This is a genomic window from Sphingobium sp. PAMC28499 (genome assembly GCF_004795815.1).
GTDB lineage: Bacteria > Pseudomonadota > Alphaproteobacteria > Sphingomonadales > Sphingomonadaceae > Sphingobium > Sphingobium yanoikuyae.
On the sequence record NZ_CP039248.1, the window covers coordinates 1,202,903 to 1,226,542 of the forward strand.

Sequence of the window (23,640 nt, forward strand, 5' to 3'; positions counted from 1 at the left end):
CCATGGCGGTTCGTGGTAAATGGTGGATCGTCGCGGCGGTGATCGTCGTCGTGCTGCTGGTCGCGCTGGCGTGGAACTGGTCGACCCTGCGCGCCCGTGCGCAGCTCGGCTCGGCCTATGGCGCGCGGCTGACCTGTTCCTGCCGCTATGTCGAGGGCCGCGCCATGGGCAGCTGCCAGGGCGACAAGGAGCCGGGCATGGCGATGGTGCGGCTGACCGACAAGCCGGAGGAACGGGCGGTCGAGGCGCATGTCCCGCTGCTGGCGTCGCGCACCGCGCGCTTCAAGCCGGGCTGGGGCTGTCTGCTCGACCCGGTGGGGTAAGCGGGCTGGCACCGATAGGCTTGACTCGCTAAGGCCGGTTCATGCCCCGCGACATTCCCACGCTGCTCCACGATATTTTCGGCTTCACGACGTTCCGCGGTGTGCAGGAACAGGTAGTCGGCCGGGTCATGGCGGGGCAGCCGACCCTGGCGATCATGCCGACCGGCGCGGGCAAGTCGCTCTGCTACCAGTTGCCGGCCGTGGCGCTCGATGGCTGCTGCGTCGTCGTATCGCCGCTGATCGCGCTGATGCATGACCAGCTGCGCGCGGCGACCGCGGTGGGCATCCGTGCCGCCAGTCTGACCAGCGTCGATGCCGACTGGCGCGAAACGCAGGACCGGCTGCGCAATGGCGAGCTGGACCTGCTCTATGTCGCGCCGGAACGGGCGAGCGGCGAGGGGTTCCGCAATCTGCTGCGGTCGGCGAAGGTCGCATTGTTCGCGATCGACGAAGCGCATTGCGTGTCCGAATGGGGGCATGATTTCCGCCCCGACTATCGATTGCTGCGGCCGCTGCTCGATGAATTTCCCGATGTTCCGCGGCTGGCGCTGACGGCGACGGCGGACGCGCATACCCGCAAGGACATCCTCGTCCAGCTCGGCATTCCCGAGGATGGCCTCATCATCTCGGGCTTCGACCGGCCCAATATCCGCTATGCCGTCCATCCGCGCGACGGGCTGACCCGGCAGCTGGCCGACCTGCTTGCCGCCAATCCGGGGCCGGGCGTGGTCTATGCGCCGACCCGCGCCGCGACCGAGAAGCTGGCCGAGACGCTGGGGCGCGGCGGCCGGGCGGTGCGCGCCTATCATGCCGGCATGGACCCGGCCCAGCGCGCCGCCAACCAGGCCGCCTTCATCGCCAGCGAGGATATGGTGATGGTCGCCACCGTCGCCTTCGGCATGGGGATCGACAAGCCCGACGTGCGCTTCGTCGCCCATGCCGGCCTGCCCAAGTCGATCGAGGGCTATTATCAGGAATCGGGCCGCGCCGGCCGCGATGGTGAGCCGGCGGTCGCCCATCTCTTCTGGGGGGCGGAGGATTTCGCCCGTGCCCGCCAGCGCATCATGGAGCTGGAACCGGCGCGCCAGCAGGGCGAGCGGGCGCGGATCGCGGCGCTGGGGGCGCTGGTGGAAACCGCGACTTGCCGCCGCGCGATCCTGCTGCGGCACTTTGGCGAGAATCCGCCCGCGACCTGCGGCAATTGCGACAATTGCCTGACTCCGCCGGCCAGTGTCGACGCGACCGAGACCGCGCGTAAATATCTGTCGGCGGTCTATCGCACCGGCCAGAGCTTTGGCGCGGGCCATATCGAAGCGGTGCTGAGCGGCGCAGTGACCGACAAGATTCGCGAGCGCGGGCATGACAAGATCTCCGTCTATGCGATCGTCGATGGCGATGAGACGACGCTGCTGCGGCCGGTGTCGCGCGCGCTGCTGGTGCGGGACGCGCTGGAGACGACCGAGCATGGCGGGCTGATGCTGGGGCCCAATGCCCGGCCGATCCTGCGCGGCGAGGAGGAAGTGCGCATCCTGGTGCCGCCGCGGCGCGAGCGGAAGAAGCGCAATGCCCGCAATGGCAGCGATGCCAATCCGGTCGGCGATCCGCTGTTCGATGCGCTGCGCACCTGTCGCCGCGAACTGGCGCAGGATGCCGGGGTGCCGCCCTATGTCATCTTCCATGATTCGACGCTGCGCGAAATGGCGGAGCAACGGCCGGCGACCATCCATGAGCTGGGCATGGTGAGCGGCGTCGGGCAGAAGAAGCTGGACGCCTATGGCGATGCCTTCCTGGCGGCGATCCGGCCCTATCTGTAGCGGATGAGCGTGTGGCCCCGTTTCTCGACAGGCTCGAAACGAACGGATGAAGGGGCATCGATGCCGGTTGGGCGTGCAGACGCTTGAATCCTGTGGCGGGCGGGCGCATGGCGGGGGCGAAGGAGATTTGCCCATGTTCCGCCAGCTGACCGACCGTCTTTATGTCTCGCCCCAGATCAGCGTCGATCAGGTGGAGACCGCCAAGGCGCTGGGCGTGACCATGATCATCAACAACCGCCCCGATGACGAGGAGCCGGGCCAGACCAACGGTGCCGCGGTCGAGGCGGCGGCGATCGATGCCGGCGTCGCCTATGCCGCCGTGCCGGTGGCCCATGGCGGCTTTGCGCCCTGGCAGCTCGACGGCATGGCCGCCGCGATGGAGCAGGCGGGCGAGGGCAAGATCCTGGCCTATTGCCGGTCGGGCACGCGCAGCACCCTGCTGTGGGCGCTGACCCGCGCGCGGGCCGGCGACGATGCCGATGCGCTGTCGGCGCAGGCGACGGCTGCGGGCTATGATCTTGGCCCGGTGCGCCAGATCATGGATGCGCTGAAGCCCGCCTGAAAATAGGATTTCGTCCGCTTAACTTCGCATATTTCCCGCACATTTCGACATTTCCTTGCTCAAGTAGGAAATCATGTTGCGAGAAGGATGGGGACGCCGGACGATGGGAAGGAGCCGGGCGCAGCCTAACATGGGCCCGGCTCTGTAGGACAGGGCGGGGGAGCGGGCCGGAACCGGCTTTCTCAAGCGGACGCTCAGCCGCACTCCACCGTGACATGCTCCATGCGCGGCAGGCTGCGCACCCGTTCGCGGACACGGGCGCCGTCGGCACCGGGCGCCAGGCTGATGATCGCGGCATGGGCGTGCGGACCGATGCGCCAGACATGGAGGTCGCGGATGGTGGCGCCTTCCGCTTCGACCAGGCCGCGCACCCTGGCCATCAGCGCGGGTTCGGCGGTGTCGAGCAGGATAGCGGCGGTGTCCTTCATCAGGCCCCAGGCCCAGCGGGCGATGACCACCGCGCCGAGCAGGCCGACCGCCGGATCGAGCCACCACCAGCCGAGATAGCGGCCGGCCAGCAGCGCGGCGATCGCCAGCACCGACGTCAGCGCATCGGTCAGCACATGGACATAGGCGGCGCGCAGGTTGTTGTCGGCATGGCCGCTCTTGTGGTCGTGATCATGGTCATGATCGTTATGCGCGTGGCCGTGCCCATGATCATGACTATGGTCGTGGCCGAGCAGCAGGGCGCTGACCAGATTGATGACCAGGCCGATGATCGCGACCAGGGTCGCCTCGCCAAAGGCGACCTGCACCGGCTCGAACAGGCGCATGCCGGATTCGATCGCGATGAACAGCGCGGTCAGCAGCAGCAGCAGCGCCGAGGCAAAGCCGGACAGGTCGCCGACCTTGCCGGTGCCGAAGGTGTAGCGCGGATTGCGGGCATGGCGCCTGGCATAGCTGTAGGCGGCGGCGGCCACCGCCAGCGCACCGGCATGGGTCGCCATGTGGAAGCCGTCGGCCAGCAGCGCCATCGACCCGGTGATCCAGCCGAAGGCGATTTCCACCACCATGGTCGCGGCGGTCAGCCAGACGACCCACAGGGTGCGTCTGGCATTCTTGTCATGCCCGGCGCTCAGATAGATATGGTCGAAATAATGGCGTTCCTCGCCATCCTTGTCGGTCGGTGGCGGGGCGGCCGGGGCGGGATGATGCGCATGGTCATGGCTGCAGCCGGCGCCATGATGATGGTGCCCATGGGCGTGATCGTCGTGCATGGTCATTTCCCGTAGCGGCGGATCAGCGCCAGCATTTCTTCGGTGGCGGCCGTGCGCGCTTCGTCGGTCAGGCCGGGACGGGCGACATGTTCGCGCATATGCTGCTCGATCAGCTCCTCCATCAGGCTGCCGACCGCGCCGCGCACCGAGGCGACCAGCTGCAGCGTTTCCGAGCAGCCCGCATCGCCCGCCAGCTGGCGTTCGACGGCGTTGACCTGCCCCGCGATGCGGCGCACCCGCGCCAGCAATTTGTCCCGATCCGCAATGATATGCATAGGATACCCCCCTATACTATGTGGATAAGTCGGGCAAGGCGCCGGCGATGGCTGGGATGCCAATTGAAGCCGAGAATCGACGCGACAGTCGAAGTTCACAGTGTCGTGCGGGTAAATTCGGGCCAATGCGCCGGCCAAGCGCCTGCCACGCGCCAATGAAGCGACAGGCGCGCGACAGCCGGGGCATGATGACGCGGCTTCGACGCGACAGGGAGAGGGCAACGAGGCGACAGGAAAACGACACTTGCGCGCCGGTCGGGCGACAGCGGCTTGGCGGCGAGGGCTGGAAAGTGGAGCGGGTGTCCATCGCCCAGGGTAGATCAGAGAAAGGCCGGGTAGGAAAGCGGGATGCCGGGTCAGGCCCGGCATGACGGACGGGAGGATGGCAACTGACGACCAGAAGCAGCCATCGTCACCCCGGCCTTGAGCCGGGGTCTCGCTTCTTTATTTGTTGCATAGAAAAGTGGGATGCCGGGTCAAGCCCGGCATGACGGATGTGGGTAGGGCGGCCAGGACCATTTCTTGCCATTCCCATCCCTTGTTGATCTGCCAAAAAGCAGGCACTCTTGCCCAGAACCGCCGGGTGGGTAACCAGGCGGTGAACTCATACATCGCGTTTTGAACTAGAGGCCTTTATAGAATGCGCGGCCGCCGATGACGGCAGCGATCCACAGGCTGATGCCGACGAGGCCTTTTACAATGCCCCAGACCGATTGGGCGTGAGCATTGAATAGGAGTATTCCTCCAATGATCGCTGCAAGTCCCGCCAATGCAAACACCGACTTTGCAGCGATCAGGTCATCGTTGAATGGTTCTGCCATGCAGGCAGGTTTATCGCATTTCCATTGTCGGGCCTACAGACGGGTTTCAATGATCAAGGAAAGCTGATTCAATACGGCGAAGCTGCCGGACAAGAAACGACCAGAAGCTGACGTTTCCAGTTCCTCCCCAAGCTTGCTTGGGGAGGTGGCAGCGCGAAGCGCTGACGGAGGGGCAGGTGCCTCTTAGCGATGCGCTATCCGGCCTGTGCCCCTCCACCACTCGCTACGCGAGCGGTCCCCCTCCCCGTGCCGGGGAGGAATGTCTTGTTCCCACCCATCCCGGACACCCCTGCCTGCCCGTCCGGCTTTGCCTTTGGCGTCGGCGTCGCTAACAGGAGTGGGTGGCTGATCTGGAATGCGATCTTGCGATTATCGGCGGGGGCCTTGCCGGGGGGCTGATCGCGCTTGCCTTTGCCGAGCGGCGGCCGGGTACGCGCATCCTGTTGATCGAGCAGGCCGATCATGTCGGCGGCAATCATATCTGGTCCTTCTTCGACGGGGATGTCGATGCGCGCGACCGCTGGCTGGTCGATCCGCTGGTCAGCAGCCGCTGGTCGCAGGGGCATGAAGTGCGCTTTCCCGGCTATCGGCGGCAGCTCGGCACGCCCTATAACAGCATCGCCTCCCCCCGTTTCGACGCGCATGTGCGGGCGGCGCTGGGCGAACGCCTGCTGACCGGCGCGCAGGTGGCGACGATCGGCCGGCAATTTCTGGTGCTGGAGGACGGGCGGCGGATCAGCGCGCCTGCGATGATCGATGCTGGGGGGGCAGGCGACCTGTCGGCGGTGCGCTGTGGCTGGCAGAAATTCGTCGGGCAGACGCTGCGACTGGCGCAGCCGCACGGGATTGCGCGGCCGGTGATCATGGACGCGACGGTGGCGCAGATCGACGGCTATCGCTTCGTCTATCTGCTGCCGCGTGACGCCCGGACGATCTTTGTCGAGGATACCTATTATAGCGACGGGCCGGCGCTGGACGAGACAGGGATCGCGGAGCGGATCGCCGCCTATGCGCAGGCGCAGGGTTGGCAGGTGGAGGAAGTTATCCACAGCGAGAGCGGCGTTCTGCCGGTGGTGCATGGCGGCGATTTCGACCGCTACTGGCCAGCCGATGACCCGGTCGCGCGGGCCGGGGTGAAGGCCGGCCTGTTCCAGCCGATGACCGGCTATTCGCTGCCCGATGCGGTGCGATTCGCGACCTGGCTGGTGGAGCAGCCGCTGAAGGGCCTGCCGGCGGCAACGCGGACCTATGCTGCGGCGCACTGGAAGAAGGGACTTTATTATCGGCTGCTTGGCCGGATGCTCTTCGGCGCTGCGGTGCCGGACCAGCGCTGGCGCATCTTTGCGCGCTTCTATCGATTGCGGCCGGGGCTGATCCAGCGCTTCTATGCTGGGCGATCGACCATCGCCGATCGCATCCGCATCTTGTGCGGGCGTCCCCCGGTGCGCATAAGGGATGCCATGCACGCATTGCTGAACCCACCCGCCTGATGGAGCGGAAAGCGATTGTCATTGGCGCGGGCTTTGGCGGCCTGGCGCTGGCCATCCGTCTGCAGTCGGCCGGGGTGGCAACCACCCTGATCGAGGCGCGCGACCGCCCCGGTGGCCGCGCCTATATGTGGGAGAAGGACGGCTTTACCTTCGACGCGGGGCCGACGGTCATCACCGATCCGGCCTGCCTGGCCGAATTGTGGCGCCTGTCGGGGAACGACATGGCGCAGGATGTCAGCCTGGTGCCGGTGTCGCCCTTCTACCGGCTCAACTGGCGCGACGGCACGAATTTCGACTATTCCAACGACGAGGTGGCGCTGCGCGCGCAGATCGCCAAGCTCAATCCCGAGGATGTCGCGGGCTATGAGCGGTTCCTGGATTATGCCGATGGCGTTTATGAGGAGGGCTATCGCAAGCTCGGCTCGGTCGCCTTCCTCGACTTTGCCTCGATGGTGCGGGCGGGGCCGAGCCTTGCCAAATATCAGGCCTGGCGATCGGTCTATTCGATCGTATCGAGCCATGTGAAGGACGAGAAGCTGCGCCAGGCGCTGTCCTTTCACAGCCTGCTGGTCGGCGGCAATCCCATGACCACCAGCGGCATCTATGCCCTGATCCACAAGCTGGAAAAGGATGGCGGGGTGTGGTTCGCCAAGGGCGGGACCAACCGGCTGGTGCAGGGCATGGCGACCCATTTCGAGCGGCTGGGCGGCGTGCTGCGGCTGGGCGACGCTGTGGTCGAGATCGAGACCCATGGCGATCGGGCGGTGGCAGTGCGCACCGCGTCGGGCTGGCGCGGGGAGGCGGATGCGATCGCCAGCAATGGCGACCTGATGCACAGCTATCGCGACCTGCTGGGCCATCATCCGCGCGGGCAGAAGCAGGCGGAAAAGCTGCAGCACAAGAAATGGTCGCCCAGCCTGTTCGTGCTGCATTTCGGCATCAAGGGCAGCTGGCCGGGCATTCCCCACCATATGATCCTGTTCGGCCCGCGCTATGAGGGGCTGCTGACCGATATCTACAGCCATGGCGTGCTGCCGGCGGATTTCTCGCTCTATCTGCACCATCCGACCGTCACCGATCCGTCGATGGCGCCAGAGGGCTATTCGACCTTCTATGCGCTTGCGCCGGTGCCGCACATGGGCAAGCTGCCGATCGACTGGGATCGATTCGGCCCGGCCTATGCCGAGCGTATCCTGGACGAGATCCAGCATCGGCTGATCCCCGACATCCGGTCGCGCATCGTGACCCAGTTCCATTATGCGCCGAGCGATTTCGGCCGCGACCTCAATGCCCATCTGGGCAGCGGCTTCAGCCTGGAGCCGCTCTTGACCCAGAGCGCCTGGTTCCGCGCCCATAATCGCGACGATGTCATTCCCAACCTTTATCTGGTAGGGGCCGGCACCCATCCCGGCGCGGGCATCCCCGGCGTGGTGGGCAGCGCCAAGGCGACCGCGGCGCTGATGCTGCAGGACATGGCTTGAGGAGCGCGCGGCGCTTCGGGACTGGAAGATGATGAAAAGACTGGCTGTTTATTGTGGTTCGGCGACACCGGCCGACCTCACCTATATCGACGCGGCGCGCCATGTCGGCCGCACTTTGGCACAGCGCGGAATCGGCGTCGTCTATGGCGGCGGGCGGCTGGGCCTGATGGGCGCGGTGGCGGACGCGGCGCTGGAGGCGGGCGGCGAGGTGATCGGCGTGATCCCCGAGGCGCTGGTCGGCGCCGAAGTCGCGCATCGCGGCTGCACCGAACTGCACGTCGTCCAGACCATGCACCAGCGCAAGCAGTTCTTCACCGACCTGTCGGACGGCTTCGTCACGATTCCGGGTGGCGTCGGCACGATGGACGAGCTGTGGGAAGCGATCAGCTGGGCGCAGCTGGGCTATCACAACAAGCCGGTCGGCCTGCTCAATGTCGCGGGCTTCTATGACCAGTTGATCGGCTTCAACCGGCAGATGGTGGAAGCCGGCTTCATCCGGCCGCAGCATGCCGGCATCATGATCCATGATGACAGCATCGAGGGGCTGCTGGACCAGATGGCCGCCTATCAGCCGCATGAGACGATCTTCGCGATGAAGGCCGCGCGGCTCTGAAATAATATTCCCCTCCCGCTTGCGGGAGGGGTTAGGGGAGGGCATGTCCGCTTCATGGACTTAACAGGCCCTCCCCCGGCCCCTCCCGCAGGCGGGAGGGGAGAATGGAATCGCCCCGCCCTGGTCGCCCATGCCCGCGACAGCATCGCGCGGGGCTCGAAGAGCTTTGCCATGGCGTCGAAGCTGTTCGACCCGGTGACGCGCGAGCGGGCCTGGCTGCTCTATGCCTGGTGCCGAAAATGCGACGATATCGCCGATGGGCAGGACCATGGCGGGACGATGCGGGGCGTGGCCGACGGACAGGCGCGGCTGTCGACGCTGCGGGTGCTGACCGATGCGGCGCTGCGCGGCGAGCCGACCGGCGACCCGGCCTTTGACGGCTTTGGCGTCGTCATGCGCGAATGCGCGATCCCGCACCGCTATGCCCATGACCTGCTGGAGGGGTTTGCACTCGATGCGCGCGACTGGCGGCCGCGCAGCGAGGCCGACATGCTGCGCTATTGCTATCATGTCGCGGGCGCCGTGGGCTGCATGATGGCGGTGCTGATGGGCGTCGACCCGGATGACGAGGCGACGCTCGACCGCGCCTGTGACCTGGGCATCGCGTTCCAGCTCGCCAATATCGCCCGCGACATCAGCGAGGATGAACTGGCCGACCGCTGCTACCTGCCGGTCGAATGGCTGGTGGAAATGGACATGCCCCCCGGCGAGCATATGAAGCCCTGGCTGCGGCCGCAGCTGGCGATATTGGGCCAGCGACTGGCCGACATGGCGGCCGCCTATGAGGACAGCGCGCGCCATGGCACCGGCGCGCTGCCGGCGCGGGCGGCTTGGGCAGTGCTGGCGGCGGCGGGCATCTATGGCGACATCGCGCGCGAAGTGGCGCGGCGGGGCGAGCATGCCTGGGACCATCGCGTGGTGACGCCGGGGCGCGAGAAGCTGGGCTGGGTGATCCGCGCGGGACGGCAGGTGCCGGGACGGGCGCGGCGCTGGCCGGCAGGGGCAGCGCGGTCTGCCAGGTTGTGGACGCGGCCTACTGTCTGACTTGGGGTGGGTTCCGCTATTCCCCTCCCGCACGCGGGAGGGGTAGCGAGACTTGCGCGCGCAGCGCGTTAGTCGCTGCGGGGTGGGCTTTCGCGATGCCCAGCCCACCCCCTAACCCCCTCCCGCCTGCGGGAGGGGGAACAGGTCCGCTTCTGGTCGCTGCCAGCCCCCCAATTCCGACTGCCTGCCCTGTGGATAAAAATAGGGCCGGTGTTTTCACACCGACCCCAAGGCATGTTCGCAGGAGGAACAAGGCGAGGCGGGCGGGCCGTATCCCGGTCGGGCGGCCCGCCCTGCCAATCTCAGTAGTTGTAGGCGCGCTCGCCATGTTCGCCGAGGTCGAGGCCTTCATATTCGACCTCCTGGCTGACCCGCAGGCCGGTGATGGCCTTGGCGATGAAGATGGCGATGGTGGTGCCGATCGAGGCCCAGATGATGGTCACGACGACCGCTTCGATCTGGACGAGCAGCTTGGCGCCGATTTCATAGTCCGCCGCTCCGGGGCCGCCGAGGGCCGGCGAGTAGACGATGGCGGTGCCGATGGCGCCGATCATGCCGCCGATGCCGTGGATGCCGAAGGCGTCCAGGCTGTCGTCATAGCCAAGCTTGGGCTTGAGCACGGTGACGGCATAGAAGCAGATGATCGAGGCAACGGCGCCCAGCACGATCGCACCGAACGGGCCCGAGTTGCCGGCGGCCGGGGTGACCGCGACGAGGCCGGCGATGACGCCCGAGCAGAAGCCCAGGGCCGACGCCTTGTGGCCGTTGACGCGTTCAGCCAGCATCCAGAACAGGGCGCCCGATGCGGTGGCGACGAAGGTGTTGATCATGGCGAGGGCGGCCGAGCCATTGGCTTCGAGCGCCGAACCGGCGTTGAAGCCGAACCAGCCGACCCACAGCAGGCCGGTGCCGACGGCGGTCAGCGTCAGGCTGTGCGGAGCCATCGGTTCCTTGGGGAAGCCGATGCGCTTGCCCAGGATGAGGCAGGCCACCAGTGCCGAGACGCCGGCGTTGATGTGAACGACGGTGCCGCCCGCGAAATCGAGCGCGCCGGCCTTGAAGAAATAGCCCGAAGCTGCCCAGACCATGTGCGCGATCGGGAAATAGACGATCGTCAGCCAGATGGCGGCGAACACCATCACGGCCGAGAATTTGATGCGTTCGACCACCGAACCCAGCACCAGCGCAACGGTGATCGCGGCGAAGGTCATCTGGAAGCAGACGAAGACATATTCCGGAATCTCGACGCCGGCGGTGAAGGTCGCAGCCTGCGAAGCGGGCGTGATGCCCTTCAGGAAGGCCTTGTCGAAGGTCGAGACGAAGTTGGAGAGGCCGCTGGTATAATCGGGACCGAAGGCCATCGAATAGCCGTACATGACCCAGATCAGCATGGCGAGGCAGGCGGCGGCGCCGATCTGCGTCATCACCGACAGCATGTTCTTGCTGCGGGCAAGACCGCCGTAGAACAGGGCGAGGCCGGGCAGGATCATCAGGAAGACGAGGATGGTGGAGGTCATCATCCAGGCGGTATCGCCCTTGTCCACGGTCGCGGCCGGCGCGGCCGCGTCCTGTGCCCAGGCGGGCAGCGCGGCGAACAGCGAAAGGCCGGTGGCCCCCAGCGCGCCGCAGAGTTTCTTCGAAAAGGTCATTATTCCCCCCTTCTTACAGCGCGGTTTCGCCGGTCTCGCCGGTGCGGATGCGCACGGCCTGGCCGACATCGAGGACGAAGATCTTGCCATCGCCGATCGCGCCCGAATTGGCGGCGGCCTGCGTCGCTTCCACCACGCGCGGCGCGAGGTCGTCGTCGCAGACCACCTCGATCTTGATCTTGGGAACCATGTTGGTGGAATATTCGGCGCCGCGATAGATTTCGGTCTGGCCCTTTTGGCGACCAAAGCCCTTCACTTCGCTGACCGTCATACCGGCGATGCCAAGCGAGGAAAGAGCCTCGCGGACATCGTCAAGCTTGAACGGCTTGATGATAGCCATGACAAGTTTCATGTCGCCCCCTTATTTGGTGTGCGGCGACATACCAGCAAGAGGCGTGCCAATTTGCTAATGACGCATTAACGCGGGATTTCCACTAGGGGAGATTGTTGCGCCGCCGAAAAAATGTGCAAATGCACAGCCATGCCTAAAAAATAGGCATGTTCCCGCCTACCATTGCGCTCCCTCGGCGACCGCTGCCGCTTCGGCGGGCAGGGTGGTGCGATCAAGGGCAGCGTTGCGATGGGGAAAACGGCCGAAGCGCGCGATGGTTGCATGATGCTGGCGGGCGAAATCGAGCGACCGGGCGTCACCGGTCCCTTCGAACAGGGAGAGCGACAGCTCCTGATCGGCCAGATCCTCGCTATGCTGGAACGGCATGTAGAAGAAGAGCCGGCCCGCCCCGCCAATCTGGATGTCATAGCCCAGCGCGATGGCGCCGCGCGCCACCTCACGAGCGATCGGGTCGGTGGCAAAGGCCTGGGCCTGGCCGCGGAACATGTTGCGGGGCAGCTGGTCGAACAGCAGCACGGCGGCCAGCGCATCGTCGGCGCGGTCGAGGAAGCTTTCGGGCGGAAGCGTCCGCTTCTCGCTCCACAGGACGGCGAAGCGGTCGATGCAATGCTGGTCCAGTGCCGGATCATGGCTGTACCAGCCTTTCTCGCCCACCTGGTTGAACCAGAAGTCGAGCAGGGCCGCTGCCCAGTCGGCGGTCACGGCGTCATGGCTGTCGGTCAGCATGTTCATACGCAAAATACGTATCGATCGCCGCCCGGTTCCTCGGCCCATGGCGGCGGCGGGTCGGGTGACCGCGCCGCCATGGCAGGAATGGGGTCAGGCGGCGGTGCCGCCGACAGTCAGCCCGTCCATCAACAGGGTCGGCTGGCCGACGCCGGCCGGCACGCTCTGCCCACCCTTGCCGCACATGCCGATGCCTTCGTCGAGCGCCCAGTCATTGCCGATGCCGATCACCTTGGTCAGTGCGGTCGGGCCGTCGCCGATCAGGGTCGCGCCCTTGATCGGATCGCCGATCTTGCCATTTTCGACCTTATAGGCCTCGGTGCAGGAGAAGACGAACTTGCCCGAGACGATGTCGACCTGGCCGCCGCCGAAGCTCTTGGCGAAGATGCCCGACTTGACGCGCGACAGCAGCTCTTCCGGATCGTCCTGACCACCCTTGATGAAGGTGTTGGTCATGCGCGGCATCGGCGCATGGGCATAGGATTCGCGGCGGCCATTGCCGGTCGGCGCGACGCCCATCAGCCGGGCGTTGAGGCGATCCTGCATATAGCCCTTGAGGATGCCGTCCTCGATCAGGATATTTTCCTGGGTCGGCGTGCCTTCGTCGTCGATCGACAGCGAGCCGCGGCGATCGAGGATGCTGCCATCGTCGACCACGGTGACGCCCGGCGCAGCGACGCGCTGGCCGATCCGGCCGGAAAAGGCGCTGGTGCCCTTGCGGTTGAAATCGCCTTCCAGGCCATGGCCGATCGCTTCATGGACCAGCACGCCCGGCCAGCCGGGGCCGAGCAGCACGGTCATTTCGCCGGCGGGGGCGGCGACCGAGCGGAGATTGACCTGGGCCTGGGCCAGCGCCTCGTCGATGGCGCGGTTCCAGATCTTGGGGTCCATCACCTGATCGTAGAGATAGCGGCCGCCAATACCGAACACGCCGGTTTCGCGCCGGCCATTTTCCTCCAGGATGACCGAGACGTTGAGGCGGACGAGCGGGCGGATGTCGCTGGCGGTGAAGCCGTCCGCGCGCACGATCTCGATCACCGACCAGCTGCCGGCGAGGCTGACCGAGACCTGGGCGACGCGCGGGTCGCGGGCACGGGCGGCGGCGTCGATCGCGGCGCACAGGGTCACCTTCTCGGCGAAGGGCACCAGCTCCAGCGGATTGGCATCGGTATAGAGGTGGCGATTGGTGCGCTGGGGCGGCGGGGCGGGCTGGCCCTTGGCCGGATCGAGCAGGGTCAGCGTCTGCGCCGCCTTGGCGATCGCCGCTTCGCTGAGGTCATTGGCATGGGCAAAGCCGGTCATCTCGCCCGAGACGCCGCGCAGGCCGAAGCCCGCATCGGTCGAATAATCGGCGGTCTTGAGCCGGCCGTCGTCGAAGCCGAAGCTCTCGCTGGCGCGATATTGGAGGTACAGCTCGCCATCGTCGCAGGCCGAAAGCGCCTGCGCGGTCAGGCGGCGCGCGCCATCGGGATCGAGCAGGCCCGGACGATAGAGCAGGCCGCGGGCATCAGTGAATTGCGAAGCGAGATCGGTCATGCCGCCCGATATAGGCGCGGCATGACGGATGCCCAATGGAAATTTTAGAGGGTGCCTTAGAGACTGGCGCCCGAGGCGATGTCCGGCTTGCTGCCGATCTCGGCATTGTCGGCGACGCTGCCGGCCAGCACGAAGCGGCGATCGCAATAGCCGCAATCGACATAGCCATGCTCGTCGATTTCCAGGAAGACGCGCGGATGGCCAAGGGCGGCGGGAATGTCACCCGAACCGTCGCAGGAGACGCGGGACTTGGTGACTCGGATGATTTCGGGCGGCTGGATCATGGGAGGCGGAATTAGCAGCGGTGACGCGGCGCCGCAATATCTGGCAGCGCGCGATTACATCAGCGGATAGCGGGGCTGGGTGCAGCCGGCGTCGGCGGGGGGCTTTGCCGCGATCCTTGCGCTTGGGGTCTTGGGTTGCCAGTCGGCGCAATTGCCGACCGCCATCACCGCGAAGGGCGACAGCATCAGCAATATCGGCGCGACGGAGCCGCCAAGGAAGAAGCTGATCGGCATGGACGGCAAGATGCCGGAACCATGCTTGCTGCAGGATGAATGTTACGGATGCGGATCGGGGCGGGTTTTGCCTGGATGGCCAAGCCCTCGCTGTCGCTCGGGAGTTTCGCCGGAAGCCGTCCCCCGGACGGCTTCTCATTCGGCGAAACTGGTGGGCGATGACGGGCTCGAACCGCCGACATTCTCGGTGTAAACGAGACGCTCTACCAACTGAGCTAATCGCCCCCATGGGGTGCGGGCGCTTCTAGATTTTTTTGGGCGCGGGTCAAGCGGCCTTTATCCGATGCGGCAGATCAATGCGCGCGATAGCGATGGCTGGCACCGAACCAGCGTATGAGCTTCTCAGCCGCGTCGTCGGCGAGCGCGATGAAGATGCGGCGACCGTCATGCGGATCGGCGCGGCGCTCGACCAGGGCCTTGTCCGTCAATGTGCGAATCCAGCGCAGCGCCGTGGTCGGCGGCACGGCGGACGCGATGCACAGGCTGGAGACAGAGACATGGGCCTGTTCCAGACGGGCGGCGAGCAGGTCGAGCATCATGTCCCAGGCCGGATCGGCGAACAGGTCGCCGGGCAGGAAATCGGCGCGCAGCCGGCGGGCGCGCAGCAGGTCGCGGACCTGTGCGGCGGTGACGGAGGCGGTTTCCGCCATGGTGGCCGCACCGATCGTGGCGATGGCCGGCATGGCGGTATAGCCGCCCTGGCGGTCGGCGATGCGCGCGGGCATGTCGAACGCGGGGAGCGTAGGGCGCGGCCGATCGGTCAGGGCCTCGATGGTGCGAGCAAGACGGCTGACTTCCTCGCTCAGCCGCTGCAGCCGGTTGCCGTCGCTTTCATGGGTGGCGTCATGCAGATTATGGGGCAGTGCGTCGCCGTGCGCGGCGGCGAGCAGGGCGGCGGCGATGTCGCTATTGTCGGGACTGCACAGCAACTGGGTCTGCGGGCTGCGCATGCAGGCATAGGCCATGTCGAGCGTCTCGATCCCGGCGAGCAGGACGACCGCCATGCGATTCTGAATCGCGATCGTCTCGACCTGGACGATCAGTCGTTCGAGCAATGGATCGGGCTGGTGGCAGAGCAGCAGCACGACGTCGCAGCCCACCTGCATGTCGAGCCGGACGGCGGCCTGGCCGAGCGGCACGGTGCCGAGCAGGCGCAGGCCGGCGGCATCGGCCAGCATGGCGGCATCGTCGAACCATTCGTCATCGGCAACGATCAGCAGCCCACGCCGGTCATCCGGCGCGGCATAGGGGCTATCATGATCGGTCGAGAAGGGATCGGCCATCACCACGCAATCTCCCGTGCCTGTTATGTTCCGCAGCTTAGCCGCTTGCCCACCGGGCGCAGCCGGCGCTGACTCCATAATGGCGCAAATGCACGGGGCTGTCGTGATGGCCGTCACGCGCCCGCGATATCGGGGGGAATGCGCAAACGAAAAGGGCGCCGGCTGATGCGGGCGCCCTGTTCTGCCTATTCGATCCGAAATGGACTCATTTCGTCGCAGGTCAGACCGCGGTGCGGCGGGCGAAGTCGATATAGAGTTCGCGCAGCCGGGTCGCGACCGGGCCGGGGGTGCCGTCACCGACCGGCTGGCCGTCGATCCTGACGATCGAGAGGCAGAAGGTGGAGGCGCTGGTCATGAAGGCTTCCTTCGCGGCGAGCGCTTCGGCGAGGGTGAAGGGGCGGCGGATGACGGCGATGCCGCTTTCCTCGGCAAGGGCCGTCAGCGCCGCGCCGGTGCAGCCGGCCAACACCGACTGGCTGTAGGGGCGGGTGACGATGCCTTCGTCGGTGACGATGAAGGCGGTGGAGGAGGCGCCTTCGGTGATGAAGCCATCCTCGATCATCCAGGCTTCCTGCGCGCCGGCTTCCTTGGCCGCCATCTTGGCCATCGCCTGGGCGAGCAGGCCGACGCTCTTGATGTCACGCCGCGCCCAGCGCAGGTCGGCCATGGTGGCGACCGCGACGCCGGTCCTGGCGGCGGGGACGTCGAGGAATGTCTTGTCCTGGACGAACATGAACAGGGTCGGCTGCAGCCCGGCCGGCGGGATGAAGTCGCGGGTGACATCGGCGCCGCGGGTGATCTGGAGATAGACCAGGCCCTCACCAAGGCCGTTATGGGCGACCAGCGCCTTCTGCGCCGCCTCGATCTCGTCCAGGGTGAGTGGCAGGGTGATGCCGATTTCGGTGCAGGAACGTTCCAGCCGGGCAAGATGGCTGGCGCTGTCGACCAGCCGGCCATCGATCACGGCCGCTACTTCATAAATGCCGTCGGCGAACAGGAAGCCGCGATCGAGCGGGGAGATGCGGACGTCTTCGAGCGGCAGAAACTGGCCGTTGAGATAGGCGACGGACATGGCGGCGGGCGATCCTTGATCTGGTGATTTGTGCCGCCGCTTTTGCCGCCGCGGCGGCCGGGGTCAAGGCAGCGAAATAGGATTTGCTCCGCTTAACTTCGCATATTTCCCGCACATTGTGACATTATCTTGCGCTGGCCTGATCCTATCGGAAAGTCAGGGAATGGCAGCGCCGATGATAGGGGAAAGGGGCACTGTAGGACAGGTCAGGCTGCCTTGCCCTTGAGCGCCTTTTGCCGGCGGCGCTGGACCGAGGAGCCGATGCCCATGGATTCGCGATATTTGGCGACGGTGCGGCGGGCGATGTCCATGCCCTTGGCGCGCAGCAGGTCGACCAATGTATCGTCGGAGAGGATGGCATGGGCCTCCTCCGCGCCGATCAGCGCCTTGATATGACTCTTGACTGCCTCGGCCGAGACGGCGCCGTCGCCATCCGCCGCCGCGACGCCGCTGGTGAAGAAATATTTGAGTTCGTAGAGGCCGCGCGGGCAGGAGAGATATTTGTTCGAGGTGACGCGGCTGACGGTCGATTCATGCATCTCGATCGCGTCGGCGACCGCGCGCAGCGTCAGCGGCTTGAGATAAGCGACGCCATTGCGGAAGAAATCCTCCTGCTGGCGGACGATCTCGCTCGCCACCTTGATGATCGTCTTCTGCCGCTGGTCGAGCGCCTTTACGAGCCAGTTGGCGCTGGCGAGACAGTCGGCCAGCCAGGCCTTGCTCGCCTTGTCCTGCGGGCCGCCGGCCAGTTCGACATAATAGGTGCGGTTGACCAGCACGCGCGGCAGCGTGGCGCTGTTGACCTCTATGCCCCAGCCTTCGCGGGTGCGGCTGACGAACAGGTCGGGCGTGACCGGCGTGGCGCTGTCGCTGGCGAAGCGCAGGCCGGGCTTGGGATCATAGCCGCGCAGTTCGCGGATCATGTCGGCCAGATCCTCCTCATCCACGCCGCAGATGCGGCGCAGCTGGGGCAGGGCGCCCTTGGCCAGCAGGTCGAGATTGGCGAGCAGCCGCTGGATGCAGGGATCGTAGCGGTTCGCCTCCTTCGCCTGAAGGGCGAGGCATTCGGCGAGCGAGCGGGCGCCCACGCCGGTGGGGTCGAAGCTGTGGATAACTTCGAGCACGGCCTCGACCGTGAAAAGCGGCACGCCCAGGCCATGGGCGGTCTGGAGCAGATTGGCCTCCAGATAGCCCGCTTCGCTGATCTGGCCGATCAACTGGGTGGCGATCAGCAGGTCCATGCCCGACAGCGTGCTGCGGGCCTGGTCCATCAGATGTTCCTGCAGGCTGGGCGCGGCATTGGCGAAACTGTCGAAATCGACCGCTTCGCCCGAACCGCTGCCGCCGCCGAGCATGTCGAGAGAGCCTGAGCCGCTGCCCGCGGCCATGCGGTCGGCCGGGCCATCGTCGATGAAGGTTTCCGCGCCATGATCGACGTCGAGCGGACTGTCGGCGCCGCCCAGGCCCTGGGCAATCAGATCGTCGCTGGCGCCGGTTTCGGCGGCCAGGGTCGGCGCCTCCACCTCGCGGTCGACGCCGCTGCCTTCCCGGCCGCCGTCATCGGCGGCACCCTGTTCGAGCAGCGGGTTCTTTTCCAGTTCGCCCGCGACGAACGCCTCGATCTCCAGATTGGACAGAGCCAGCAGCTTGATCGCCTGCTGGAGCTGCGGCGTCATCACCAGAGATTGGCTCTGGCGGATGTCGAGGCGTGGCCCGAGCGCCATCAGCCGGGCCGTCCTGCATCAGCGAGGGGGCGCCGGCCGATCATGTCAGAGCTGGAAATTCTCGCCCAGATAGAGGCGGCGAACATCGGGATGGGCGACCAGTTCGGTCGGGCTGCCGGCGAACAGCACCTGACCGCTGTAGATGATGCAGGCGCGGTCGACGATTTCCAGCGTCTCACGCACATTATGGTCGGTGATGAGGACGCCGATGCCGCGCGTCTTGAGCTGCTTCACCAGGTCGCGAATGTCCGCGATCGACAGCGGATCGATGCCGGCGAAAGGCTCGTCGAGCAGCACGATCGAGGGATCGGCGGCCAGCGCGCGGGCGATTTCGCAGCGGCGCCGTTCACCGCCCGACAGCGCCATGGCGGCGGAATCGCGCAGGCGCGTGAGACCGAATTCGTCGAGCAGCTGTTCCAGCTTCTCGGCACGGGCGGCCTTGTTGGGTTCGGCCATTTCCAGCACGGCGCCGATATTCTGTTCGACCGTCAGGCCGCGGAAGATCGAGGTTTCCTGTGGCAGATAGCCCAGGCCCAGGATCGCGCGGCGATACATGGGCAGGCCGGTAATATCCTGGCCGTCGAGGATGATGCGGCCCTGGTCGGGACGGACGAGGCCCATGACCGAATAGAAGCAGGTCGTCTTGCCCGCGCCATTGGGGCCGAGCAGGCCGACGACCTCGCCCTTGCCCACGGTCAGCGACACGTCGGACAGGACGACGCGCTTGTCATAGCTTTTTGCGATCGAGATGACGGACAGGCCCTCGCCCACTTCCTGCGGAGCGAGCGGTCGCGCGGAGGCTGCCCTTTCCTGGGCGGCCCTGTCCTGGATCGTCACATCGTCCATCACTTCAATCCTTGTGCCGCCAAATCGGGGTGCGGTGGACATGGGTCCGCCTGCGGCAATTGGCAAGCTTTGTGCATGGGATCGCCGCCGGGGCAAGGGGAAAATGCGATGGAGAAGAGGGGGATGGGCGTGCCATCCCCCTGATGCACGGGTCATTCCACCATGATGCGCGGGTTGGGCAGGACGACGCCGACATCGCTGGCATAGGCGTCCCACGCCTTTTCCAGCGCTGTCCGGCGCGCCGGCTCACGGGCAGACAGGTCCGTGGTTTCGCCCGGATCGGCGGCGATGTTGAACAGATGCCATTGGCCATCGCCGGCATCGGTGATCTTCCAGTCGCCCTGACGCAATGCGCGCGAGCCGAACAATTCGGTGCCGATCGCCTCGCTGGCGGGATGCACCGTCGGCGCCGTGCCGGCGAGCCAGGGCGCCCAGCTGGTGCCGCGGATCGGCTGGACGGTGCGGCCCTGGAACGTCCCCTTGGGCGGGGCGATGCCGGCGAGGTCGATCAGCGTGGGGGCGACGTCCATGACATTGAGATAGTCATGGGCGATGCTGCCGGGCTTCTTGACCGCTGGTCCGGAGAGGAAGGCGGTGGTGCGGGTGCCACCCTCGGTCGCGAACGCCTTGTAGAGCCAGGAGGGGGTGGTTGCCGCCTGCGCCCAGCCGGGGCCATAGCTGATATAGCTGCTGTCCTTGCCCAGATTGTCATAGCTGTTGTCGGCCGCTTCGGCGCGGGCGCGGAAGCGGGGATTCCTGGCATGGACCAGATCCATCCCCTCGGCGCCATTGTCGGCGAGGAAGAGGATGACGGTGTTGTCATATTCGCCGCTGGCCTTGAGCGCATCGATCACCCGGCCGACATTCTGGTCGAGCCGGTCGACCATCGCGGCATAGATTTCCATCGTCCGCGACGCGGTCTTCTTTTCGTCCGGGGTCAGCTCTGCCCAGGGCTTGCTATTTTCAAGGGGGTGCTGCGCGGCACTGGCCGGGACCAGGCCGAGGGCGATTTGCTTCTTGAGCCGCTCGGCGCGCAGCGCTTCATAGCCCGCCTCATAGCGGCCCTTATATTTGGCGATGGTTTCGGCCGGGGCCTGTAGCGGCCAGTGCGGCGCGGTGAAGGCGAGATAGGCGAAGAAGGGCTTGTCGTCCTTGGTCGCCTTGATCTGATCGATCAGCTTGGTGGCGAAGGCGTCGGAGGAATAATAGTCGCTGGGCAGGTTTTCGAGCGTGCGGCCATCCTCGCGATAGGTGGTGAAGCCGGGCTTGGGCGTGGCCGAAATGTCGGTGCCATAATGATTGCCCGCCCCCTGCAGCAGCGCGAAGCTGTGCTGGAAACCGCGGGCATGGGGATCCTGCTGCGGCGTGAGGCCCAGATGCCATTTGCCCGAAAAGAGGGTGCGATAGCCGCCGGCGGTCAGGACTTCGGGCAGGGCGGCGATGTCCGTGCGCAGATAGCCCTCATGACCGGGCTTGCCGACCTGATTGGGGGCCTGCATTTCCGCCATGGTGCCAAGGCCGGCGCGATGATTGTCGGTGCCCGACAGCAGCATCGAGCGGGTCGGCGAGCAGGTGGGCGCGGTGTGGAAGCCGGTCAGGCGCACGCCCGACAGAGCGAGCCGGTCGAGATTGGGTGTGGCTATCTCGCTGCCAAAGGCGCCGAGATCGGAATAGCCCAGGTCGTCGGCGACGATCACCAGGAAATTGGGACGCTTTTCCTGCGCCGCCGCGGGCGTGGTGAGGGCGGTGGCCAGCGCCAGGCTGGCAAGGACAGTGCGGAGCTTCATGGGGTCTTCCGTGAAAAGGGGCCGCGTCCGAAAAGAACGCGGCCCAGTGTGCCGAAGGGATTTACCTGAGTTCGGGGACAGGTTGGGGGGTGAGCAAGCCCTGCTCAGGCGGCTTCGGCAATCTTGCCATCTTCCTTCTTGATGATGCGGCTGTTGCGGCCATCGATCGAGACAGGGACGGTGCCGGCGATGGTGGCGCGGCGGAGCTGGCGATGCTGGGTGCCGAAATCGGCGATGGCGCGATGCTGGGTGGCGCGATTGTCCCAGATGGCGACGTCGCCCGGCTGCCAGCGCCAGCGCACGGTATTTTCCGGCCGGGTCACGGCATCCTGGAAGGTGGCGAACAGGCGCTGGCTTTCGGCCTGGCTGAGGCCGACGAACTGCTTGAAGAAATGGCCCAGGATCAGCGAGCGCTCGCCGCTTTCGGGATGGACATGGACCAGCGGATGTTCGGTTTCATAGACGGTTGAGGCGAAGACTTCGCGATAGCGCTTCACCGCTTCCTCGTTCGCATTGGTGACGACCGAGGCATAGTCATAGAGGTTGGAATGGACCGCCCACAGGCTGTTGGCGAGCTGGCGCAGCGGTTCGGGCAGTTCCTCATAGGCGGCCGCCGTATTGGCCCAGAGCGTGTCGCCGCCCGCCTGCGGGATGACGATGGCGCGCAGGATCGAGGATTCGGGATAGGCGGGGACGAAGGTGACGTCAGTGTGCCAGCTCGATGCGGCGCGGCCTTCCTTCGAATCCAGTTCCAGCAGATATTTGGAGCCGGGCACGACCGGGACGGTCGGGTGGGCGACGGGCTTGCCGAACCGTTCGGCAAAGGCTTCCTGGCCGGCATCGTCGAGATGATGCTGGGCGCGGAAGAAGATCACCTTGTGGCGGACGAGGGCGGCGCGGATCGCGGCGATGGTGGCGTCGTCAAGGTCGCCGCCCAGCGCGACGCCGCGAATCTCCGCGCCGATACGGCCGGCGACGGGAACGACATCGAGCGGACCGTCGGCATCGGCGGCGTTGAGGAAGCTCTGGGTCAGGATGGTCATGGCAGGTCTCCTTGAGTTTATGCGTGGACGGTCAGGCGGGGATCGCGTCGCGCTGATCGAGGGCGCGGCGGATTTCGGCATGGGCGGCTTCGTCGAGCGGGAAGCGCCAGATGATGAGGGTGGCGATGATGTGGGCCAGGGCCGGGCCGAGGGCGAAGACGCTCTTCAATCCTTCGAGCGCGGTGGGATCGTTGTGCGGGCCGGCGGCAAAGCCGAGCCAGGCGATGAGCGGCAGGGCGATGCCGATGCCGATCGCCGGGCCGAGCTTGGCCGAGAGGGCGAAGACTGAGAAGAAGAGGCCGGTGCGGTCATGGCCGGTGCGCAGCCGGTGGGCGTCGGCCACATCGGCGACCATGGCGCGCAGCATCAGGTTGCCCGACCCCTGGGTCAGCCCCTGGGCAATGGTGAGGGCGAGCAGCAGCGGCAGGCCGCCGGGGAAGACGAAGAGCAGGCCGATATTGATCGCTGCCTGGGCGACCTCGCCGCTGATCGCCGCCTGACGCTTGCCGATGCGGGTGCCGATGCGCAGCCAGATCGGTGCGGCGGCGACGCCGAAGATGAACTGGAGCAGATAGAGGCCGCTCGCCCAGGCGGGCAGGCCCATATACCAGACGGCGAAGAAGACGATCAGGCTGGCGCGGATCGACTGGCCGGCGGTGACCACCGCGTCGGAGGCGAGGACGCGCAGCAGCAGCCGGTCGGAGAAGATGACGCTGGTGGCGCGCCAGAAGCTCTGGCGGACCGGCGGGGTGGCGGGCACCGGCGGTTCGGGCACGGAGAAGAGGGTGAGGACGAGGCTGGGGATGAGGGTGGCGATGATGAAGCCGCCGACCAATTGCAGCTTAAGCGTGCCATTGCCCGGTTCGACCTGATCGAGGATGGTCGGCAGCACCAGCACGGCGAGCAGGCCGATGGCGCGCAGCAGCGCCTGATAGCTGACGACGCGGGTGCGGCCATGATAATGGCGTGACAGCTCGCCGGCCCAGGCGGAGGCCGGGATCTCGATCATCGACCAGCCGAGATAGAAGAAGAAGAGGGCGGCGCCGAGATAGGCGGGCGTCACCAGCGCGGCTGGCGGGAAGAAGAGCAGGGCGGAGGACAGGCCGAACAGCAGGCCGCCGGCTGCGATCCACGGGCGGCGCCGGCCAAAGCGGCTGCGGGTGCGGTCGCTGAGCGCGCCGACCAGCGGATCGGCGCTGACATCCCAGATGCGGCCCAGCAGGAAGATGAAGCCGATGGTGGCGAGCGAAAGGCCGAACTGGGTGGCGTAAAGCTGGGGCACGAACAGGGCGAGCGGCAGGCCGGCGCCGGCGATCGGCACCGCGATCGAGGCGAAGCCGGTGAGGCGCAGGCGCGAGGGCTCCCCCTCCCCGACGCGGGCGGGATCTTCCGGCCGGACCCGTTGCCGGGTCCGGTCATCCAGATAGTCTGCGTAGGGAAGGGTAGCCATGATCTTGCCTCCGG

23 protein-coding genes and 1 tRNA gene are annotated in these 23,640 nt (G+C 66.4%); 7 read left to right on the top strand and 17 right to left on the bottom strand.

Annotation, left to right across the window (positions count from 1 at the left end; translation table 11 throughout):
• Positions 1 to 2 precede the first annotated feature (2 nt).
• From E5554_RS05775 to E5554_RS05785, 3 genes are all read left to right on the top strand, one after another.
• Positions 3 to 323 carry a hypothetical protein gene (locus E5554_RS05775; protein WP_136186227.1) on the top strand — a complete coding sequence of 107 codons (321 nt, stop codon included), beginning with the start codon at positions 3 to 5 and terminating at the stop codon, positions 321 to 323.
• Between the two features lie 41 nt (positions 324 to 364).
• Positions 365 to 2,137, top strand: coding sequence for a DNA helicase RecQ (gene recQ / locus E5554_RS05780; protein WP_136186228.1), 1,773 nt, complete (start codon positions 365 to 367; stop codon positions 2,135 to 2,137).
• A gap of 133 nt (positions 2,138 to 2,270) precedes the next feature.
• Positions 2,271 to 2,699: a TIGR01244 family sulfur transferase gene (locus E5554_RS05785; protein ID WP_010335591.1), complete on the top strand. Its 429-nt coding sequence runs from the start codon at positions 2,271 to 2,273 to the stop codon at positions 2,697 to 2,699.
• A gap of 194 nt (positions 2,700 to 2,893) precedes the next feature.
• Here the strand turns inward: E5554_RS05785 and dmeF are convergent, their stop codons facing one another.
• The 3 genes from dmeF to E5554_RS05800 all read right to left on the bottom strand — a co-directional run bounded on the left by dmeF (position 2,894) and on the right by E5554_RS05800 (position 5,012).
• The gene (gene dmeF, locus E5554_RS05790; protein WP_136186229.1) at positions 2,894 to 3,922 is read right to left on the bottom strand and encodes a CDF family Co(II)/Ni(II) efflux transporter DmeF; all 1,029 of its coding nucleotides are present in this window, start codon (positions 3,920 to 3,922) and stop codon (positions 2,894 to 2,896) included.
• Positions 3,919 to 4,191 (bottom strand): metal/formaldehyde-sensitive transcriptional repressor, encoded by a 273-nt coding sequence (locus E5554_RS05795; RefSeq protein WP_010335593.1) that lies wholly within the window; start codon positions 4,189 to 4,191, stop codon positions 3,919 to 3,921. The genes dmeF and E5554_RS05795 overlap by 4 nt, the downstream gene beginning before the upstream one ends.
• A 623-nt stretch (positions 4,192 to 4,814) precedes the next feature.
• Positions 4,815 to 5,012, bottom strand: a complete 198-nt coding sequence (locus E5554_RS05800) for a hypothetical protein (protein ID WP_017502519.1) — start codon at positions 5,010 to 5,012, stop codon at positions 4,815 to 4,817.
• 341 nt (positions 5,013 to 5,353) lie between these two features.
• On the opposite strand from E5554_RS05800, the gene crtY reads away from it, so the two are divergent.
• The 4 genes from crtY (at position 5,354) to E5554_RS05820 (ending at position 9,640) form a co-directional block, all read left to right on the top strand.
• Positions 5,354 to 6,502, top strand: a complete 1,149-nt coding sequence (gene crtY, locus E5554_RS05805; protein WP_136186230.1) for a lycopene beta-cyclase CrtY — start codon at positions 5,354 to 5,356, stop codon at positions 6,500 to 6,502.
• A complete protein-coding gene (locus E5554_RS05810; protein WP_017503709.1) occupies positions 6,502 to 7,983 on the top strand; it encodes a phytoene desaturase in 1,482 nt (493 codons plus the stop codon). The genes crtY and E5554_RS05810 overlap by 1 nt, the downstream gene beginning before the upstream one ends.
• Before the next feature lie 31 nt (positions 7,984 to 8,014).
• Positions 8,015 to 8,596: a TIGR00730 family Rossman fold protein gene (locus E5554_RS05815; protein WP_010335596.1), complete on the top strand. Its 582-nt coding sequence runs from the start codon at positions 8,015 to 8,017 to the stop codon at positions 8,594 to 8,596.
• A gap of 171 nt (positions 8,597 to 8,767) precedes the next feature.
• Positions 8,768 to 9,640 (top strand): phytoene/squalene synthase family protein, encoded by an 873-nt coding sequence (locus E5554_RS05820; RefSeq protein ID WP_247594390.1) that lies wholly within the window; start codon positions 8,768 to 8,770, stop codon positions 9,638 to 9,640.
• A gap of 302 nt (positions 9,641 to 9,942) precedes the next feature.
• Here E5554_RS05820 and E5554_RS05825 read toward each other — a convergent pair whose 3' ends face one another.
• From E5554_RS05825 to E5554_RS05890, 14 genes are all read right to left on the bottom strand, one after another.
• Complete coding sequence (locus E5554_RS05825; protein ID WP_136186232.1) at positions 9,943 to 11,289, bottom strand: ammonium transporter; 1,347 nt, start codon at positions 11,287 to 11,289, stop codon at positions 9,943 to 9,945.
• Positions 11,290 to 11,302: 13 nt separating this feature from the next.
• Positions 11,303 to 11,641, bottom strand: coding sequence for a P-II family nitrogen regulator (locus tag E5554_RS05830; RefSeq protein WP_004209785.1), 339 nt, complete (start codon positions 11,639 to 11,641; stop codon positions 11,303 to 11,305).
• A gap of 156 nt (positions 11,642 to 11,797) precedes the next feature.
• A complete protein-coding gene (locus E5554_RS05835; protein ID WP_136186233.1) occupies positions 11,798 to 12,373 on the bottom strand; it encodes a DUF924 family protein in 576 nt (191 codons plus the stop codon).
• 87 nt (positions 12,374 to 12,460) lie between these two features.
• Positions 12,461 to 13,903, bottom strand: coding sequence for a metalloprotease TldD (gene tldD, locus E5554_RS05840; protein WP_136186234.1), 1,443 nt, complete (start codon positions 13,901 to 13,903; stop codon positions 12,461 to 12,463).
• A 56-nt stretch (positions 13,904 to 13,959) separates the two neighbouring features.
• Positions 13,960 to 14,187 (bottom strand): zinc-finger domain-containing protein, encoded by a 228-nt coding sequence (locus E5554_RS05845; RefSeq protein WP_136186235.1) that lies wholly within the window; start codon positions 14,185 to 14,187, stop codon positions 13,960 to 13,962.
• A gap of 54 nt (positions 14,188 to 14,241) precedes the next feature.
• Positions 14,242 to 14,421 (bottom strand): hypothetical protein, encoded by a 180-nt coding sequence (locus E5554_RS05850; protein WP_069337532.1) that lies wholly within the window; start codon positions 14,419 to 14,421, stop codon positions 14,242 to 14,244.
• A 149-nt stretch (positions 14,422 to 14,570) separates the two neighbouring features.
• Positions 14,571 to 14,646 (bottom strand) — tRNA-Val (locus E5554_RS05855).
• A 68-nt stretch (positions 14,647 to 14,714) separates the two neighbouring features.
• A complete protein-coding gene (locus tag E5554_RS05860; RefSeq protein ID WP_136186236.1) occupies positions 14,715 to 15,704 on the bottom strand; it encodes a MarR family transcriptional regulator in 990 nt (329 codons plus the stop codon).
• A 220-nt stretch (positions 15,705 to 15,924) separates the two neighbouring features.
• Positions 15,925 to 16,776: a D-amino-acid transaminase gene (locus E5554_RS05865; RefSeq protein WP_037507221.1), complete on the bottom strand. Its 852-nt coding sequence runs from the start codon at positions 16,774 to 16,776 to the stop codon at positions 15,925 to 15,927.
• 206 nt (positions 16,777 to 16,982) lie between these two features.
• Positions 16,983 to 18,500, bottom strand: a complete 1,518-nt coding sequence (gene rpoN / locus E5554_RS05870) for an RNA polymerase factor sigma-54 (RefSeq protein WP_017501512.1) — start codon at positions 18,498 to 18,500, stop codon at positions 16,983 to 16,985.
• A 45-nt stretch (positions 18,501 to 18,545) separates the two neighbouring features.
• Complete coding sequence (gene lptB / locus E5554_RS05875) at positions 18,546 to 19,346, bottom strand: LPS export ABC transporter ATP-binding protein (RefSeq protein WP_017501511.1); 801 nt, start codon at positions 19,344 to 19,346, stop codon at positions 18,546 to 18,548.
• 152 nt (positions 19,347 to 19,498) lie between these two features.
• Positions 19,499 to 21,133: an arylsulfatase gene (locus tag E5554_RS05880; protein ID WP_136186237.1), complete on the bottom strand. Its 1,635-nt coding sequence runs from the start codon at positions 21,131 to 21,133 to the stop codon at positions 19,499 to 19,501.
• A 104-nt stretch (positions 21,134 to 21,237) separates the two neighbouring features.
• On the bottom strand, positions 21,238 to 22,176 hold the full coding sequence (locus E5554_RS05885; RefSeq protein ID WP_136186238.1) for a TauD/TfdA family dioxygenase: 939 nt from the start codon (positions 22,174 to 22,176) through the stop codon (positions 21,238 to 21,240).
• Positions 22,177 to 22,207: 31 nt separating this feature from the next.
• Entirely contained in the window at positions 22,208 to 23,626 is a 1,419-nt protein-coding gene (locus E5554_RS05890) for an MFS transporter (RefSeq protein WP_136186239.1), read from the bottom strand.
• Between the last annotated feature and the right edge of the window lie 14 nt (positions 23,627 to 23,640).

Coding starts and splice junctions, on each gene's coding strand:
- E5554_RS05800 (WP_017502519.1), bottom strand. CDS start 5,012: ATGGCAGAACCATTCAACGATGACCTGATCGCTGCAAAGTCGGTGTTT.
- rpoN (WP_017501512.1), bottom strand. CDS start 18,500: ATGGCGCTCGGGCCACGCCTCGACATCCGCCAGAGCCAATCTCTGGTG.
- E5554_RS05850 (WP_069337532.1), bottom strand. CDS start 14,421: ATGCCGATCAGCTTCTTCCTTGGCGGCTCCGTCGCGCCGATATTGCTG.
- E5554_RS05810 (WP_017503709.1), top strand. CDS start 6,502: ATGGAGCGGAAAGCGATTGTCATTGGCGCGGGCTTTGGCGGCCTGGCG.
- E5554_RS05880 (WP_136186237.1), bottom strand. CDS start 21,133: ATGAAGCTCCGCACTGTCCTTGCCAGCCTGGCGCTGGCCACCGCCCTC.
- E5554_RS05820 (WP_247594390.1), top strand. CDS start 8,768: ATGGCGTCGAAGCTGTTCGACCCGGTGACGCGCGAGCGGGCCTGGCTG.
- E5554_RS05775 (WP_136186227.1), top strand. CDS start 3: ATGGCGGTTCGTGGTAAATGGTGGATCGTCGCGGCGGTGATCGTCGTC.
- E5554_RS05835 (WP_136186233.1), bottom strand. CDS start 12,373: ATGAACATGCTGACCGACAGCCATGACGCCGTGACCGCCGACTGGGCA.
- dmeF (WP_136186229.1), bottom strand. CDS start 3,922: ATGACCATGCACGACGATCACGCCCATGGGCACCATCATCATGGCGCC.
- E5554_RS05860 (WP_136186236.1), bottom strand. CDS start 15,704: ATGGCCGATCCCTTCTCGACCGATCATGATAGCCCCTATGCCGCGCCG.
- E5554_RS05885 (WP_136186238.1), bottom strand. CDS start 22,176: ATGACCATCCTGACCCAGAGCTTCCTCAACGCCGCCGATGCCGACGGT.
- E5554_RS05845 (WP_136186235.1), bottom strand. CDS start 14,187: ATGATCCAGCCGCCCGAAATCATCCGAGTCACCAAGTCCCGCGTCTCC.
- recQ (WP_136186228.1), top strand. CDS start 365: ATGCCCCGCGACATTCCCACGCTGCTCCACGATATTTTCGGCTTCACG.
- tldD (WP_136186234.1), bottom strand. CDS start 13,903: ATGACCGATCTCGCTTCGCAATTCACTGATGCCCGCGGCCTGCTCTAT.
- E5554_RS05825 (WP_136186232.1), bottom strand. CDS start 11,289: ATGACCTTTTCGAAGAAACTCTGCGGCGCGCTGGGGGCCACCGGCCTT.
- E5554_RS05865 (WP_037507221.1), bottom strand. CDS start 16,776: ATGTCCGTCGCCTATCTCAACGGCCAGTTTCTGCCGCTCGAAGACGTC.
- E5554_RS05890 (WP_136186239.1), bottom strand. CDS start 23,626: ATGGCTACCCTTCCCTACGCAGACTATCTGGATGACCGGACCCGGCAA.
- E5554_RS05785 (WP_010335591.1), top strand. CDS start 2,271: ATGTTCCGCCAGCTGACCGACCGTCTTTATGTCTCGCCCCAGATCAGC.
- lptB (WP_017501511.1), bottom strand. CDS start 19,346: ATGGACGATGTGACGATCCAGGACAGGGCCGCCCAGGAAAGGGCAGCC.
- E5554_RS05795 (WP_010335593.1), bottom strand. CDS start 4,191: ATGCATATCATTGCGGATCGGGACAAATTGCTGGCGCGGGTGCGCCGC.
- E5554_RS05830 (WP_004209785.1), bottom strand. CDS start 11,641: ATGAAACTTGTCATGGCTATCATCAAGCCGTTCAAGCTTGACGATGTC.
- E5554_RS05815 (WP_010335596.1), top strand. CDS start 8,015: ATGAAAAGACTGGCTGTTTATTGTGGTTCGGCGACACCGGCCGACCTC.